This is a genomic window from Rhodococcus sp. FW305-130 (genome assembly GCF_058788335.1).
In genome coordinates, this window is record NZ_JBYTAP010000012.1 from 65,389 (window position 1) to 79,634 (window position 14,246).

At 61.6% G+C, this 14,246-nt stretch carries 12 protein-coding genes; 3 read left to right on the forward strand and 9 right to left on the reverse strand.

Annotated elements, in window-relative coordinates:
• Positions 1 to 31: 31 nt before the first annotated feature.
• Positions 32 to 637, reverse strand: a complete 606-nt coding sequence (locus tag AC3WQS_RS29045; RefSeq protein ID WP_019750088.1) for a recombinase family protein — start codon at positions 635 to 637, stop codon at positions 32 to 34.
• Between the two features lie 1,818 nt (positions 638 to 2,455).
• On the opposite strand from AC3WQS_RS29045, the gene AC3WQS_RS29050 reads away from it, so the two are divergent.
• Positions 2,456 to 2,641, forward strand: a complete 186-nt coding sequence (locus AC3WQS_RS29050; protein WP_021334399.1) for a hypothetical protein — start codon at positions 2,456 to 2,458, stop codon at positions 2,639 to 2,641.
• Between the two features lie 177 nt (positions 2,642 to 2,818).
• Here the strand turns inward: AC3WQS_RS29050 and AC3WQS_RS29055 are convergent, their stop codons facing one another.
• Together AC3WQS_RS29055 and AC3WQS_RS29060 are read right to left on the reverse strand one after the other, a co-directional pair.
• Positions 2,819 to 4,057, reverse strand: coding sequence for an MFS transporter (locus AC3WQS_RS29055; protein WP_021334398.1), 1,239 nt, complete (start codon positions 4,055 to 4,057; stop codon positions 2,819 to 2,821).
• Positions 4,058 to 4,067: 10 nt separating this feature from the next.
• The gene (locus AC3WQS_RS29060; protein ID WP_021334397.1) at positions 4,068 to 5,420 is read right to left on the reverse strand and encodes an NAD(P)-binding domain-containing protein; all 1,353 of its coding nucleotides are present in this window, start codon (positions 5,418 to 5,420) and stop codon (positions 4,068 to 4,070) included.
• A 99-nt stretch (positions 5,421 to 5,519) separates the two neighbouring features.
• On the opposite strand from AC3WQS_RS29060, the gene AC3WQS_RS29065 reads away from it, so the two are divergent.
• A complete protein-coding gene (locus AC3WQS_RS29065; RefSeq protein ID WP_031332113.1) occupies positions 5,520 to 6,401 on the forward strand; it encodes a helix-turn-helix domain-containing GNAT family N-acetyltransferase in 882 nt (293 codons plus the stop codon).
• 443 nt (positions 6,402 to 6,844) lie between these two features.
• On the opposite strand, the gene AC3WQS_RS29070 is transcribed toward AC3WQS_RS29065, so the two are convergent.
• From AC3WQS_RS29070 to AC3WQS_RS29095, 6 genes are all read right to left on the reverse strand, one after another.
• Positions 6,845 to 7,561 (reverse strand): YwaF family protein, encoded by a 717-nt coding sequence (locus tag AC3WQS_RS29070; RefSeq protein ID WP_037137539.1) that lies wholly within the window; start codon positions 7,559 to 7,561, stop codon positions 6,845 to 6,847.
• An 89-nt stretch (positions 7,562 to 7,650) separates the two neighbouring features.
• The gene (locus tag AC3WQS_RS29075) at positions 7,651 to 8,070 is read right to left on the reverse strand and encodes a QcrA and Rieske domain-containing protein (RefSeq protein ID WP_021334394.1); all 420 of its coding nucleotides are present in this window, start codon (positions 8,068 to 8,070) and stop codon (positions 7,651 to 7,653) included.
• The gene (locus tag AC3WQS_RS29080) at positions 8,067 to 9,329 is read right to left on the reverse strand and encodes a ZIP family metal transporter (protein ID WP_021334393.1); all 1,263 of its coding nucleotides are present in this window, start codon (positions 9,327 to 9,329) and stop codon (positions 8,067 to 8,069) included. The genes AC3WQS_RS29075 and AC3WQS_RS29080 overlap by 4 nt, the downstream gene beginning before the upstream one ends.
• Entirely contained in the window at positions 9,326 to 10,393 is a 1,068-nt protein-coding gene (locus tag AC3WQS_RS29085) for a multicopper oxidase domain-containing protein (RefSeq protein ID WP_492741614.1), read from the reverse strand. Before AC3WQS_RS29085 ends, AC3WQS_RS29080 begins: the two co-directional genes overlap by 4 nt.
• Before the next feature lie 239 nt (positions 10,394 to 10,632).
• Positions 10,633 to 11,160 (reverse strand): signal peptidase II, encoded by a 528-nt coding sequence (lspA, locus tag AC3WQS_RS29090; RefSeq protein ID WP_031332112.1) that lies wholly within the window; start codon positions 11,158 to 11,160, stop codon positions 10,633 to 10,635.
• Entirely contained in the window at positions 11,157 to 12,077 is a 921-nt protein-coding gene (locus AC3WQS_RS29095; RefSeq protein WP_003944635.1) for a cation diffusion facilitator family transporter, read from the reverse strand. The genes lspA and AC3WQS_RS29095 overlap by 4 nt, the downstream gene beginning before the upstream one ends.
• A 179-nt stretch (positions 12,078 to 12,256) precedes the next feature.
• On the opposite strand from AC3WQS_RS29095, the gene AC3WQS_RS29100 reads away from it, so the two are divergent.
• Positions 12,257 to 14,188, forward strand: a complete 1,932-nt coding sequence (locus AC3WQS_RS29100; RefSeq protein WP_064113082.1) for a bifunctional copper resistance protein CopD/cytochrome c oxidase assembly protein — start codon at positions 12,257 to 12,259, stop codon at positions 14,186 to 14,188.
• Positions 14,189 to 14,246 lie beyond the last annotated feature (58 nt).

Below are 14,246 nucleotides of genomic sequence, written 5' to 3' on the forward strand. Positions count from 1 at the left end.
TTGACTTAGCGGCCGGATCCCACTTTCGAGCTCAGTTCTCGACCCGAGGGGTCCGGCCGCTAGCTTCCCGCTCGATCCGCGCAAGCTGGATATTGGTATACAACGACGAACGCTTCAAACCCGTGTTCTTACATAGTGTTTCGATCTTGAACTGGCCCGTCTCATAAATTTGCAGTAGGTACGCACGCTCCTCGGGCGAGAGCTTGTGCGGCCTACCTTTCATCTTCCCAGCAGCTGTCGCGGCGGCAACAGCATCACGAGTGCGGGAACGAATCAGATCCGACTCGAACTCCGCCATCAACGCAAGAATGCCAATGAACATCTTCCCCATCGGATCAGCCGGGTCGTACACCTGACCATCAATCGACAGCGACACACCCTTCTCCGCGATCCGCTCCACCGTCTCATGCAAATCCTTCGCCGAGCGAGACAGCCGATCGAGCTTCGTCACACAAAACACGTCGCCGGCCCGAGCCGCGTTGATCGCATTATCCAAACCCGGCCGGCGAGCCTGCCGGCCACTGACACCATGATCGACATAGACCATGTCACGATCCACCCCGGCCTTCGCCAGAAGATCAACCTGAACCGCCGTGTCTTGCCGGACCGTACTGCACCGCGCATACCCGATTTTCACGCCACCCCCACTGCCGAACACGAATTGTCCACTAGAGCCTATGCCATAACGGACAAATCCAACGGACACCAAAATTGGACGTTTCGGTACGAAATTTCGCCACGTCAGTCGCACCCAGACGCCCGATCTTCACCGTCCGGTATGACGAGGGTCAAAACGCACACCCAAAGCCGCAGGAAGCCGATCAGCGCCCAAATCGAAATTTTCGGCCCCGTCGCGGTCTGTGGCAGCAGCTCGCACACAGCTCGACAGAACAGCTCACGATCGAGGCCGCCACACTCACCAGGCGAAACCCGCTAAATGGCGTCGGATCTTGGCGCCGGCCGAAGCACGACGCCACCGAATGCAGCTTCGAGATACTCACCGAACCCCACAAGATTCGGACAGCTGGGGTTCGGATCCGCGTTTCCTCCCGCAGCAACACCTGACAAGATGCGAATCGGACACATCTGCGCTGACTCAATTGCACAGCATTCGTAGGGTTCGACGGACTGCGGAACGATCCGCGTTTTGCTACCGCGACCCTTCGTGTGGATGCGAACGGACCGCGCAACGACTCATGCGACTGTTTACAGACCGTAGGACTAGTCGCAAACAGTCTCCACAACGATCTTTCGCCGCCAAACAGACTGCGCAACGCCTTGCGCAGCTGAATACAGACACGAGTACGGTTCGCACAGGGGCTGCACAGCGAACTTTCAGTGCTCAGACGGACTGCGGAACGACTCATGCAGCTGTTTTCCAGTTGCGAAAGGTTTCCATAGACTTGCAATCGCGATCGTCTGGGCAGTCAAATAACAGCACAATGAGATCGAATAAGTTTAAATAACATCAGCAGTCTGCTACTGTATAAGCAATGACGTAAGAAACCCGCCAGTCCCGTAGGACTGACGGGCCGCGCGCCGACAATTAAATCGTGACGAGCTGGTCGAACAGTTGATCAAGCGTGAATCGTGCGAAGACGCCGCCAAGCCACTTGCCGATTCCACGCCAGATGCTCTCAGTTGAGCGTTTGGCGATCATGTTTCACCTCCTTCGTATTTAGTTGTGTCACATAGGACAGGCCGTCACCCGAGGGTGAACGGCCTAGTCGTATGCCTGGAAACAGCATAACAGACGGAACGGTCTTCCGTTACATAACACGAGAATCGGCGCGTCAACTCGATCCCGCGGCGCAGAGCACGGTCACTTTTGCCTGTAAAAGCGCTGGTCAGGTCTTTTTTAAGATTCTGGGATCTTCGCCTTCCTTCGTCGCCGCACACTGCAACTCCCTTCCACGCATCCACTCCCGGCCTCATCGTCGATTGTCGGTTTGCCGGGTGGCAGTTCGGATCCGCGACTGCCGACACCCAAACCATGTCCGACCTCTTGAGTACGATCAGACCGCGACGAGCATCAGGTCGCCACTCTGACCAGACCGAAGCGGAAGCCGAAGTCCTGACCTGAACGCAAACCCGTCCAGATCGGTCACACGTGGCGACCTGATACTCATTCACCGACCGAAAATCAGAGCTACCGCGACACCGCCCGTGGCCGGCCTGCGCAGCTCCCGCACAATCACCACGCCAGCGCACTGCGCGGGAGGTGCTCACCACCGCACTTACCCACCGCCGGACACACTCCAAAAACTGAACGCCACCTCCGGTGCCGTTGCCGCTACGCGGCCCCGAGTGGTCAAGAAGTCGTCGTACAAGTCGCCCCAGAACACCATGCCGGGGACCCGACCCGTCAACCCACGCTTCGCTCTACGGGGTTGACGGGCCACCCTCGACATGGTGACAGGGGAGCGACCCTACCGACTCGCAGGAAGGCATCACCATGACCGAAACAGTCACTCCCACACACTTTGTCGTGATACCCCGCACCGAAGAACACGGCGGATACGAGAACGAGTGCTTCACCCATTACGTCCAAGACAACCGCGGCCGCTACTGCCTGCGAGGACCGATGGTCCAGTCGGACGCGGAATGGCTTGCAAGCAAGATGAATACACAGATCAGCTGACCAACCAAGAAGGCCCGCACCGGATTCGGTGCGGGCCTCACTGCTGTACTCCTACGCCGGGGCAGGACGCTCCGGCATCTCCATCAGAGTTGGCTCAGCACCCTCGGTGTACCGGTAAGCCCACTGACTGCCCCGACGACGATCGCGTCGTAGTGCGTCATGAGAGTTCTCTTTCGGTCAGGAAGTGATCGGAATCGTTGTGGTGGCGTGGAGGGCGGGGATGGTTGCTGCGCTGATCACGGCGCCGACGAGGGCGATCGCTCCGAGGACAAGGTAGGCGTGGGCGTAGCTTCCGGTCCAGGTGGAGAGCACGGTGCCGGCCCACGGCGCCAGTGCCATGACAATGACGATCGGTGCGGACATCAGCCCGTTGAGGCGCCCGTAATGTTCACCGCCCCAGCGGTCGGTGATAGCGGTGGCCTGGATCAACGTGAAGATACCGCGGACCAGTCCGGCGCCGATGGCGATGCCGATCAACGCCGCCGCCGAGCTCGCCAGACCTAACCACGCGGTGCTCAGACCGGCAACGACGATGACCGATACTGTGCGCACGCGGACACTGGTCTTCGCTGCGAGAGGTAGGTAGAAGATGCGGCCGATGACCTGACCGGCGCCGCCCAACCCGAGCGTGAGTGCGGCGAGGCTGGGACTGAAACCGCGTTCGATCAGCAGCGGTACGAGGTTGAAGACGCCGGCGGATGCGGCGAAAGCGGCTGCAGCGAGGGCGACGATCAAAGCAAGAAAGGCGAGGCTGCGTGAGGTGCGGTGATAGTCGCCGGGCTGGGCATGGGGCAGCCGGATGGGGCCGGGCCACCCGCCCCGCAACCCCCAGATATGTCCGGGGATGGTGATCACAGCCAGTATGGCGGCGAGCACCAGGTAGGTTGTGCGCCAATCGAAACGATCGGCCAGAGCGACAGACAGTGGCGCGAACACCGTGCTGGCCAGACCCGCAGCGAGGGTGAGAATCATCAGCGCTTTGACGTAGTTGTCGCCGTACCAGCGGGTCAGGGCGGCGAATGCCGGTGGATACAGCACCGCGCCCATCGCAATTCCGGCGAACACCCACCCCGCGAAAAACAGAGGGAGGGTGTGAGCTGTCGCGATGACCACCAGTGCGGGTACAGCGAGTACAGATCCGGCGGTCATGACCCAGCGGGGCCCGCGGCGATCGAGGATCCGTCCGACAGGTATGCCGACGACGGCGGCGACGAGTTGGCTGACCGAGAACGCCGCCACAATCACCGAGGTCGACCACCCGGTATCGCGGGAAATGGCCACCGACAGAACAGGAAACGCGTAGTACAGGATTCCCCAGCTGGTGATTTCGGTCAGACACAGCGCCACCAGGACCCGCCGCAGCCCCGACGGGTCGAGGCTGACGGGGCGCTGCGGCGGATCCTCGATGGTCGTCATCGGCTGCGCCTTATCCGCAGGAGTTGGAACTACCGGAGGGGCTGGACAGCGAGATCAGCTCCGGAGCCGGCGTCGCGCAGCAGCCACCCTCGGATTCCGCGGTGTCGGGTTCATCGAAAACACCTGCGCCGCCGCAGACTCCGGTTTCCGGGAGGATCAACTCCACCCGAGCAGCAGCCTCGTGGTCACCGGCAAGTTCTGCGGCGATGCTGCGAACCTGCTCGTAGCCGGTCATCGCCAGGAACGTCGGCGCGCGGCCGTAGCTCTTCATCCCCGCCAGGTACACACCCGGTTCGGGATGGCGAAGTTCTTTCGCGCCGTGCGGATACACGGTGCCGCAGGAGTGGACGTTCGGGTCGATCAGAGGCGCCAACTGTGTCGGTGCCTGCAGGACGGGGTCGAGGCCCAGTCGGATTTCCGACAGCCAGGACAGGTCAGGGCGGAATCCGGTCAAGGTGACGACGTTGTCGACGTTCTCGATCCGGGTGCCGGCATCGGACACCAGTGCGAGCTGACCCTTGTCGGCGGATTCGACGGCGGCGGTGCGGAAACCGGTGACCACGGTGAGAAGTCCGTCGTCGACGGCCTTCTTCGCACGCAGTCCGAGGGCGCCGCGGGCGGGCAGCTCGTCCGATTCGCCGCCGCCGAACGCGGAACCGATAGCGCCGCGGCGAACCGCCCACGTGATCCGCGTACCGGGGGCGTCCACCTCGAGGCCGGCCAACGCGACGATCGCGGTCAATGCGGAATGGCCGCTACCTGCGATGACAGTGTGCTTGCCAGCGAACTGGGCACGCACTGTCTCGTCGTCGAGATCGGGCACACGGTAGGTGATCGCGGATCCGGCAGCCCTCTCGCCGAGGGCGGGCAGTCCTTCCCCGCCGAGCGGGTTCGGGGTGCCCCAGGTGCCGGACGCATCGACGACGGCCTGAGCGAAGACGCGGTCCTCACTGCCGTCGGCACGGCGCAGGTGAATGGAGAGAGGTTCGGTCTCGCGGCCGGCATCGACGACCAGGTCGCGGCCACGTCGGGCGACACCGATCACCTCGGTACCGAACTGCACCGCATCACCGAGGGCGGCGGCGAGGGGTTCGAGGTAGAGCTGTCGCCACTGCTGTCCGGTCGGGTACGTCTCGCCGTCGGGGGCGCTCCACCCGGTCTGCTCGAGGAGGAGGCGGGCAGCCGGGTCGACCAGCTCTGACCAGCGGGAGAAGAGACGGACATGATTCCATTCGGCGATCGCCGTACCGGCGACGGCGCCTCGCTCGAACACCAGCGGCGTGAGTCCTCGTTCGCGGAGTTGCGCGGCGGCGGCGAGGCCGATCGGTCCGGCTCCGATCACGACAACGGGTAGTTCGGTCATCACAAATTCCTTTCATCGACAATGATCGATCTTTAATTCGAACTGTATCGACATCAGTCGATGAATGCAACCATCGACGAAGGTCGATATAGTGTGTGTATGACATCGCTGCAGACCCCGACGGTGCGCGTCGGCGATTCGGACCCAGGTGCGGTCGACTCGAATGTGCTCGAGCAAGCTGACGCCGTCACCTACGCGCAGTGGTTCGCGTGCCTGGCCGAACCGATGCGGGTGCGGCTGCTGCATCGCGTAGCGAGTGCTGCCGGCGGGATCACGATCGGGGCTCTCGCCGAGGCGTTGGGGATCGGGCAGCCCACGGTCTCCCACCATGTGCGCAAGCTCGCCGACGTGGGATTCGTCAGCCTGCGCAAAGAGGGGACCAGCACCGTTGTCGCGATGAATCCGACGTGCTGCGTCGCGTTGCCGCAAGCCGCCGACATCGTGATGGGAGTGCTCGCCCCGCGGCCGTGCTGCCCGAGCGACCTTCCCGATGACGTCGCCGTCCGGGTCATGTCCGATGACGACTGGGACGCTGTTCTGCGGATTTACGGCGAAGGAATTGCCACGCGCAACGCCACTTTCACCACCGAAGTCCCCAGCCGGGAGTACCTCGATGCGCAGTGGCTGCCGAATCATCGCTGGGTCGCCACCATCGACGATGTCGTCGTCGGCTGGGCGGCTCTGAGTCGGGTGTCCGGGCGGGACTGCTACCGCGGAGTCGCCGAGAATTCCGTCTATGTCGCTGACGGGATGCGCGGACGGGGTGTCGGAAAAGCGTTGCTACGCAAGCAAGTCATGGCAGCCGACGCGGACGGACTCTGGACGCTGCAGACGTCGATCTTCCCCGAAAATCGCCCCTCCGTCTCGCTGCACCATTCGGCAGGTTTCCGCACCATCGGGATCCGGGAAAAGATCGCCCAACTCGACGGCATTTGGCGCGACACGGTCCTGCTCGAACGCCGAACGGCAGCGGATTCCTGATTTTCTGAACCGCTAATCGAAGCATTTTTCGGCAATCGATCCGCCATATGTGATCAGCAACTCGAAGCAACCCCTTAGCTCGAGTGCAGAGTGAGTCTGCTGAGACGTGATCCCCGCTGTAACTGGCAAATTATTCGTGGGCTGGTGTCACGTCCTCCTGCAGTGAGTCCTTGAGGCTCGGGATCAGCGGCTTCACAGCAGAGCGGTCACCGTCGGGGATGTACGTGCAGACGAACTGGAGCGGGTGAAACTGAAAGTCTTCGCGAGTCGCCGATCGGAGTGTGCAACGCCGCCTGCATCTACATGCCGGTTGAGTATCACATCTGCTGCTCTCGCTTGCCTGTCACTCGGCTGCCCGGTAGCTCGGTTGGGCAGGACTGTGCAGATTGTTGCTGAAAAGCGGTCGGTCCATGGCCAGGGGCGCGGAGGTCCAGCGAGGACGGCTAGACCACGGGTTGCGCGGCGTCCTTGTCGAGAATTCCGTCTCTCTCCCACGGCCACGTCATCAGAGCCCAGATGATGAATACGATTGTCATCCCAGAAAACAGATACACCGGCCACGGACCCATCAGGTCCAGCAGCGATGCGGTGGAAGGTTTGGCGTTGAGAAAGCCGTAATTGGTATCGGCGATGCGATTGAAGATGAAAGTGACTATCGCCCATGTCAGCGTGACCAGTACCGCGAGGCGGTAGCTGCGCCATGTAGGTCGCATTCTCCGGCCCCACGTGAGATAGATCGCGGCCCAGACGACAAACAGGTGAATCGCCCAGAAGGCAAGAAACTCGTAACCGGGGAAGTCTGGCCCGGCCAGAGCCGGTGAAATCAACGCCTGCGTACTCAATACAAGCCCCCAGTAGTAGGTGAGGGCGAACGGCCAATGTCGGTGCGACCACAATGCGTAGATCGCGGACACTGTCGCGAGATCGGTGAGTTGTAAGGGTACGGATCCCCCTAGCGTGGGTGAGGACAACGAGTAGAGCACCGCCGAGCCGTATATCACCGCCAGTATTCCGCCGAGGGCGCGGCTGAGGTGGCGAGCTTGCGCTTCGGTCTGTCTACGTCCCGCCCAGATCAGAAACACCGAACCCGCGACAAACAGAGCGATGGCTGCCCAATGCGATAGGCCGTACGCCGAGAACTCGGGTTGTGCAGAATACACATCTCTCACTTCCTCAGCGCCGCCGAACGCACTGTTCCATAACAACCTTCGCAGATAGCTGTTCCAGTTCGGAAGTGCCGTTCTCCGGCTTAGTTGACGATGATCGTGTCCGCGGTGCGAGAAAGGGCGTAGCTGTGCAGTGGCTTCTGAGCAGGTCGTTGCACGACCGAGCCATCGACGATGGAGTATCGGCTGCCATGACATGGGCAGTTGATCGTTCCATCGCTGACCTCGGAGACTACGCATCCCTGGTGGGTACATACCGCAGAGAAGGCTTGGAACACGCCTTCCTGCGGCTGGGTGATCACGACTTGCTCGTCCGCCAGAATGACTCCGCCGCCGACAGGAACCGCTGATATCGGAACCTCGGCACTGCCCAGGCTTACGCCGGGTGCCTTGCTGTTGTTCTGGGTGCTACATCCGGCGACGGCGAGACAAGTTGTTGCGCAGGCTGTGAGGAGGACCGTTCGGCGCCCGACCTTGATGTCGGATGGATCGATCGTGCTCATGCGGGGACCACCAAACCAGTGAGAAACATCAGGAGTATTCCGACGCCGACGCCGACGAGGACCATCGGATCCAGGTCCGAGCGGCCTTGTGTGCGCAGGGACGGTGCAATTTGGATGACGACTTGAATGATTGCCCCGACGCCGACTCCGAGCAGCAACGCAGATACTTCACGGTTGTCGACGCCCGCCCCGATAACAGCACCGAGGATTGCCGGCGCACCCGCGATCAATCCCAACCCCAACAAGGTCAGCAGGGGGGTGCGTCGCCGAGCCAACGGTGCGATGATCGCGAGCCCCTCTGTTGTGTTGTGCAGGGTGAATCCGATAACGAGGAACGCGCCGAGCGCAAGCTCACCTACCGCATACGCGGATCCGATCGCGAGGCCTTCTCCGAGATTGTGCAATCCGATGCCGATGGAAATCATCAGTGCCAGTCTGAGTTCGGATGCGCCTGTCGTACCGGCTGGGCGTCTTCCGCGCAGGTATCGGTCGATGCACGTGAGCGTCAGGAAGGCGATCGCCGCGCCGAGAACGACGAGAGTGCCGCCGCCGAAGGCTCCGCTCGAGGCTGCTGCCAGTTTGAACCCCTCGCTCGTGCCGTCGAAGATCAAAAAGGCGAGCAGACCGACCGTGACGGCCAGCACGAATCTGACTGCCCTGACGCCGGCGCCCCGCATCACAGGCAGCAAGAGCATCCCGAGCAGGACCGGGATGACTCCGACGTATGTGCCCAAGAGAGCCATCAAGCCGAAGAACGCCACTCCCGGGGCGGGAGTTGCTACGGCAGCGGGAATTTCGTGTTCGATGACCAACCCTGTGGAGGTGAGCATCGAGACGAGGTACGGCTGTCCGGTGATCCACGGGTAGTCGAGGGTGATCGTCTGGGACTCGAGTCTGCCGATGGGATCTGCAGCTCCTACCAAATCGACGAATGTGTCGTTCACGGCAACTTGCGCGACGGTCACCGCGTCGGGGCCGGTGTTGCGTAGCGTCAACGTGATTCGGCCTGGTTCGAGGGCAGTTCGTTCGACGGAGATGTTCTCGATCGGTGGGCCGGTGCGTTCGGGGAGACTTTGTCCTGCGAGCATTGCCAGCGCAGTCAGGGCGATGACGATGATCGCGAGCACTGCGGCGCCTCGGAGCCAAAGGCCGGTGCGCGATGCGTCGCTTTGAGCGGACCCTGTCTGCGCGGAACCCGCAGCGCCAAGGGAATTCTCATGAGTGCTCGTCGGAGAGGGAGGATCAGGGGTGCCGGTCATTCGGTCACCTCGAAGAATCCCATCCAGCCCAGATCTGCGAATTCGGTTTTGTGGGCGTGGAACATGTACTTGCCCAGGTAGGGAAAGCGCAGTTCGCATATTCCGCGCTGACCTTGGGCCTGGATGATCGTGTCCGTGAATTCGCTGGGCTCGAGGCGTGTTCCGGTCGGGTAGTAGTCGAAGAAGTTTCCGTGTAGGTGGAAGCTGTTGATCGGGTCGTATTCGAGGATGTTGACCAGGTAGATGCGAACCAGTTCGTCTCGTTTCACCTGTACAGGTTCGTGCATGTAATGGAACGGGATGCCGTTGACGGCGTAGAGCTGGTTTCCTTGCCCGTCGAATGTGGTGTTGTAGCCGTGCATCACCATCACCATTTCGTCGGCCGCAGGGCGCCCCTGAGCTGGATCGACGATGAACGTGCCGTACATGCCGCGGGCGATGTGCTCTGCCAGTGGATTGACGTGGCAGTGATAGAGATGCAATCCGAAAGGGATGGCATCGAATTCGTAAGTGAATGATTCGCCCGGCTCGATGATTCCCCGCCCCACCCCGGGAATTCCGTCCATTTCAGCGGGATGGATTCCGTGAAAGTGCATCGTGTGTGGGTGCGCGGAGCCGTTGACGAACTTCACTCGGAGCCGGTCTCCCTCACTGCATCTCAACGCGGGACCTGGAATGCGGGAGTTGAAGGTCCACGCCGGAAAATAGACTCCTGGTGCTACCTCGATCTCTTCGTCGGCTGCGAAGATCTCCCACTCGCGTAGCGTTCGACCGTCAGGCAATTCGGAGGTCGTCCCGTAGTCGAAGTCCCGCAGCAGTGCCGTGGGATGAAACCCGTTGGCAGTGTGGTTCACCTGCTGACCGGCCCGAAAGGTCGCGCCGCTCGTGCCGCCGTGACGGACTCCGCCGTCTCCGTCAGGTGCGGCGGTACCCGGGTTGGTGTTTCCGGGATGCTCGGTAGGCGATGCGCCCGCAACTCTTCCTGCGTTCATCATGAGTCCGGCTGATCCGGCGAGCGCCCCACCGATCAACAATTGTCGCCGCGACGGTGCGCTCATGGCCACCCGACCGAAGCATCGACATTCCTGACAGTCAAAAGAGTCACACCTCAAAGTTTGTCATGCCAAACTTTATTTTCATAGACACCAAACTATCCGAACGCATTCGACCGAAAACAGGCGGGCCGCGGAAATTTTCGACGAGTGGGGGCGTCGTGGTTTCGCCACCTCGAACCGCAGAAGTTCGCAGAGATGGACTGCTTCCCTGCCGACAGCGCTCCGGCTCCCTCCTCGCTCGAATCGGGTCACACGCATTGCGGACGCTGAATCTCACGTTCGGACCCGCGCGAGGATTCGACCAGCAGCGACACGACGACCAGGATGAATCCACAGGTGAGGTAGGTATCGGCAAGATTGAAGGTGGGCCACCAGCCGGTGTGGAAGTAGTCGGTGACCTTCCCGTCGAGGGCTCGGTCGACCACGTTGGAGGCAGCTCCGGCGACAATCAGAGCGAAACCGATCACGGCCACCCCGCGACTTTGCGGGACACTCCGCCAGGCGTATACGGCGATTCCCATGGTGGCGAGGCCGGTAAAGGCGATGATGACGGCACTCGGCAGCTGATTACCCAGGCTGAAGGCGACACCACTGTTGTATGCCAGCCTCAAACTGACGACGCCCAGATCCATCTCGTTGACCCCGGACAGGTGCTTCCGCGCAACGGGCTCAATCGTCAGGGCGACGACGACCGAAACGAGTACCGTCGTAGCGAAGAGAATTCGTTTCTTGTGATGGGCGGATTTGTCGTTCGTGGTCACCTCGTTGGTACTCACCACGGAAGCTCCTGGCAACGCCCGTCACCCGCGGCGGGTTCTACCTGCAGGGTCGCGTGAACGAGATTGAACTGGGTGGCCAACAGATCCTGGGCAGCAGCGAGAACCTTGGTCGGATCGGACTCCTCGTCGATCGTCAGATGCGCCGACGCAACTTCCATGCCCGATGTGAGCGTCCAGATGTGAAGGTCGTGGGCGTCCTTGACCCCGGGGATCCCCTGCAAGGCTTGCGTCACCTCGGTGATGCTCACGCCGGCGGGGGCGTGCTGGAGCAGGATCCGCAGGGCATGGCGGCCGAGATTGTAGGCACGCGGTAGGACGAACAAGCCGATCGCAACACCGATCACCGGATCCGCGTACCGCCATCCGAAGATCAGTGTGACCAATCCGCTGATCAGGACTCCAACGGACCCGAGCATGTCAGCCATGACCTCGAGATAGGCGCCCCGGACGTTGATGCTTTCCTTCGCCCCGCTGCGAAGCAGCAAGAATGCCGCGATGTTCATCACGAGGCCGACGACAGCGACGATGCTCACCGGGAGTCCAGGGACCTCAGGCGGATCGGAAAGTCGACCGAGAGCTTCGTAGAGAACCCATCCGGCGACACCGAACAGGAGTAGGGCATTGAACAAGGCAGCGAACACCTCCGCCCGGTACATACCGAACGTGCGATCCGGGCGCGATCGCGCTCTTTGCGCAAGCAAGATAGCGGTCAATGCCATGAGGATGCCGAACACATCGGTGAAGACGTGTGCGGAGTCGGAGAGCAGGGCGAGCGATGACGTGGACAACCCCACGATGACTTGCGTGACGAACGTGACCAGACCGAGCCCGACGGCTATCCATAATTTGCGGACATGTTTACCCGATGCACTCGCAGCTTGTTCCGCAACGCCGTGCCCATGGCCGTGACCCATCTCGATATGCCCTTCTCGCCTATGACTGGAGCGTCGTATTCTCATATGCGCATATTTGCCAACGAGAGAGTTTCAGTAAACCCTGGCTGAAGCACCCATGCAACTATCCGTCATAGTATTTTGGTCCGGAGCACCGATCGCGCGGGCGAGATCCACAATGCTGAGAGGTCCACCCGCAAATGATCGAAACCGAACCGTCCGGCGCCGATACCCTCGTCGTCGGACGACCCATACGGAAAGTATTGGGATGGGGTGTCATAGCTGCAATCACTGCGGCGGCATTGGCGCGCGCATCAACTTCCGAGGCGCTGCGATTGCTCGGACTTCCAGATCCGGGGCCCTTGACGATTTACGGACTCCCGGCGGTGATGGCGTTCGGCGAGGTTGCCGCCGTGATGACCGTAGGCAGTCTACTTTTGGCTGCCGTTCTCGTTCCGCCTCAAGCCTCAGGTGTACTCGATGTCGACGGATATCTGGCGCTACGAACCGCAAGCGTCGCCGCCGCTATCTGGGCGGTATGCGCGGCGCTGCTCGTTCCACTCACCCTCTCGGACAGTTCAGGCCAACCTCTCTCCGTCGTGTTCGCCGATCCAGGGCTGTTCGCTCGCGCGATTTCGGACATCGATGTCACAACTGCATGGGCATGGACCGCAGGGCTCGCACTCGTGCTCGCGATTGCGTGTCGTCTGACCCTGCGATATTCGTGGACACCGTTACTTCTCGCATTCGCTTTGTTCAGCCTGCTCCCCAGGGCATTGTCGGGTCACTCCTCTTCGGGTGGATCCCACGACATCGCCACGAACAGTTTGGTTCTGCATATCCTCGCGGCGTCGATTTGGATGGGAGGAATAGCGGCTCTCGTGTTGCATGCCCGCAGAAAGGGGAGCTATCTCGACTTCGCCGCGCGCCGCTTCTCGGCCGTGGCACTCATGGCGTTCGTCGTCATAGCGATCAGCGGTGTGGTCAACGCTGCCGTGCGGGTGCCGCTCACCGCGGTGTGGAGTAGCACCTACGGTGTCTTGATTCTTGCCAAAGTCGCCGCCTTGGTCCTCACCGGACTGGCAGGTTGGCGCCAACGGAAAATCGCGATCGCCGAACTGACGAAGGATCCTAGCGACGGTCGCACCTTCATTCGTCTGGCAGTGGTGGAGTCGGTGGTTCTCGCAGTAACCGTCGGTATCGCCGTCGCCCTGGGCCGCACGCCGCCCCCGGCGCCCACGGAGCGACAGGATCCGAGCAGAGTCGAGGAGGTGCTCGGGTATGCGCTCGATGGCGTACCGACTGCGGGCCGCTTGCTCGTCGACTGGCGATTCGATCTCATTTTCGGAACTCTCGCCGTGGTGTTGGCTGCGTGCTACGTCGTCGGCGTTTTTCGCCTCCGACAGCAGGGCGTGCAGTGGTCGACGTTCCGATCGGTCAGCTGGGCTCTGGGGTGCCTGGTGTTGCTTGTCGCAACATCATCGGGAGTGGGTAGGTATGCACCTGCAGTGATGAGTATGCATATGGCGGCAACGTCCGCCGTGGCGGTCCTTGCTCCACTCTGTCTGGTCCTGGGCGCCCCGTTCACGCTGTTCAGGCTCTCCGTTCGGCGATCGTCCGGAGATGCGCCGGGGCTGAGGGAATGGGCGCAAAGCGTGTACAGAGGCTCCTGGTTCCGATTCATGTCCCAGCCCTATGTGATCGCTGTGATTTTCGCCGGAGCCCTGCCTCTCCTTTACCTGGGGGGGATGTACAGCGCTGTCGCCGGCTCGCACGTCCCCCATCTGGTGATCAACGGAACCCTGCTGATCTGCGGTTTCATGTTCTTCTGGGTCATGGTCGGCGTCGATCCCTTGCCGAGGCGAGCGAGCGCCGCGATCAGGACGACCCTGCTCCTGGCGGCGTTCTTGGCCTACGGGGGCCTCGCAGCAGCACTGATCGCCACTGACACGGTGATTGCCGATCAGTACTTCGCGTCGTTGCAGCGCGGCTGGCTCGACGACTTCTCGCGAGATCAACGGTTCGGTGCCGGACTGATAATCGCGATCGGAGCAGTGCCCCTGGCAATCGCGACAGGGTTTCTCCTCACCGCGTGCTGCTCGCCGAGATGCCACCGCGCGGCACATGAGTAGGAGAAGGTGCATTCGCAGCGGGGCGGTCTGTCGAGATTTTGAATTTTGTCAACGCTCG

Bases quoted from the DNA above. Each gene is read 5' to 3' on its own strand.
- AC3WQS_RS29050 (WP_021334399.1), top strand. From the start codon at position 2,456: ATGACCGAAACAGTCACTCCCACACACTTTGTCGTGATACCCCGCACC.
- AC3WQS_RS29055 (WP_021334398.1), bottom strand. From the start codon at position 4,057: ATGACGACCATCGAGGATCCGCCGCAGCGCCCCGTCAGCCTCGACCCG.
- AC3WQS_RS29060 (WP_021334397.1), bottom strand. From the start codon at position 5,420: ATGACCGAACTACCCGTTGTCGTGATCGGAGCCGGACCGATCGGCCTC.
- AC3WQS_RS29065 (WP_031332113.1), top strand. From the start codon at position 5,520: ATGACATCGCTGCAGACCCCGACGGTGCGCGTCGGCGATTCGGACCCA.
- AC3WQS_RS29075 (WP_021334394.1), bottom strand. From the start codon at position 8,070: ATGAGCACGATCGATCCATCCGACATCAAGGTCGGGCGCCGAACGGTC.
- AC3WQS_RS29080 (WP_021334393.1), bottom strand. From the start codon at position 9,329: ATGACCGGCACCCCTGATCCTCCCTCTCCGACGAGCACTCATGAGAAT.
- AC3WQS_RS29095 (WP_003944635.1), bottom strand. From the start codon at position 12,077: ATGGGTCACGGCCATGGGCACGGCGTTGCGGAACAAGCTGCGAGTGCA.
- AC3WQS_RS29100 (WP_064113082.1), top strand. From the start codon at position 12,257: ATGATCGAAACCGAACCGTCCGGCGCCGATACCCTCGTCGTCGGACGA.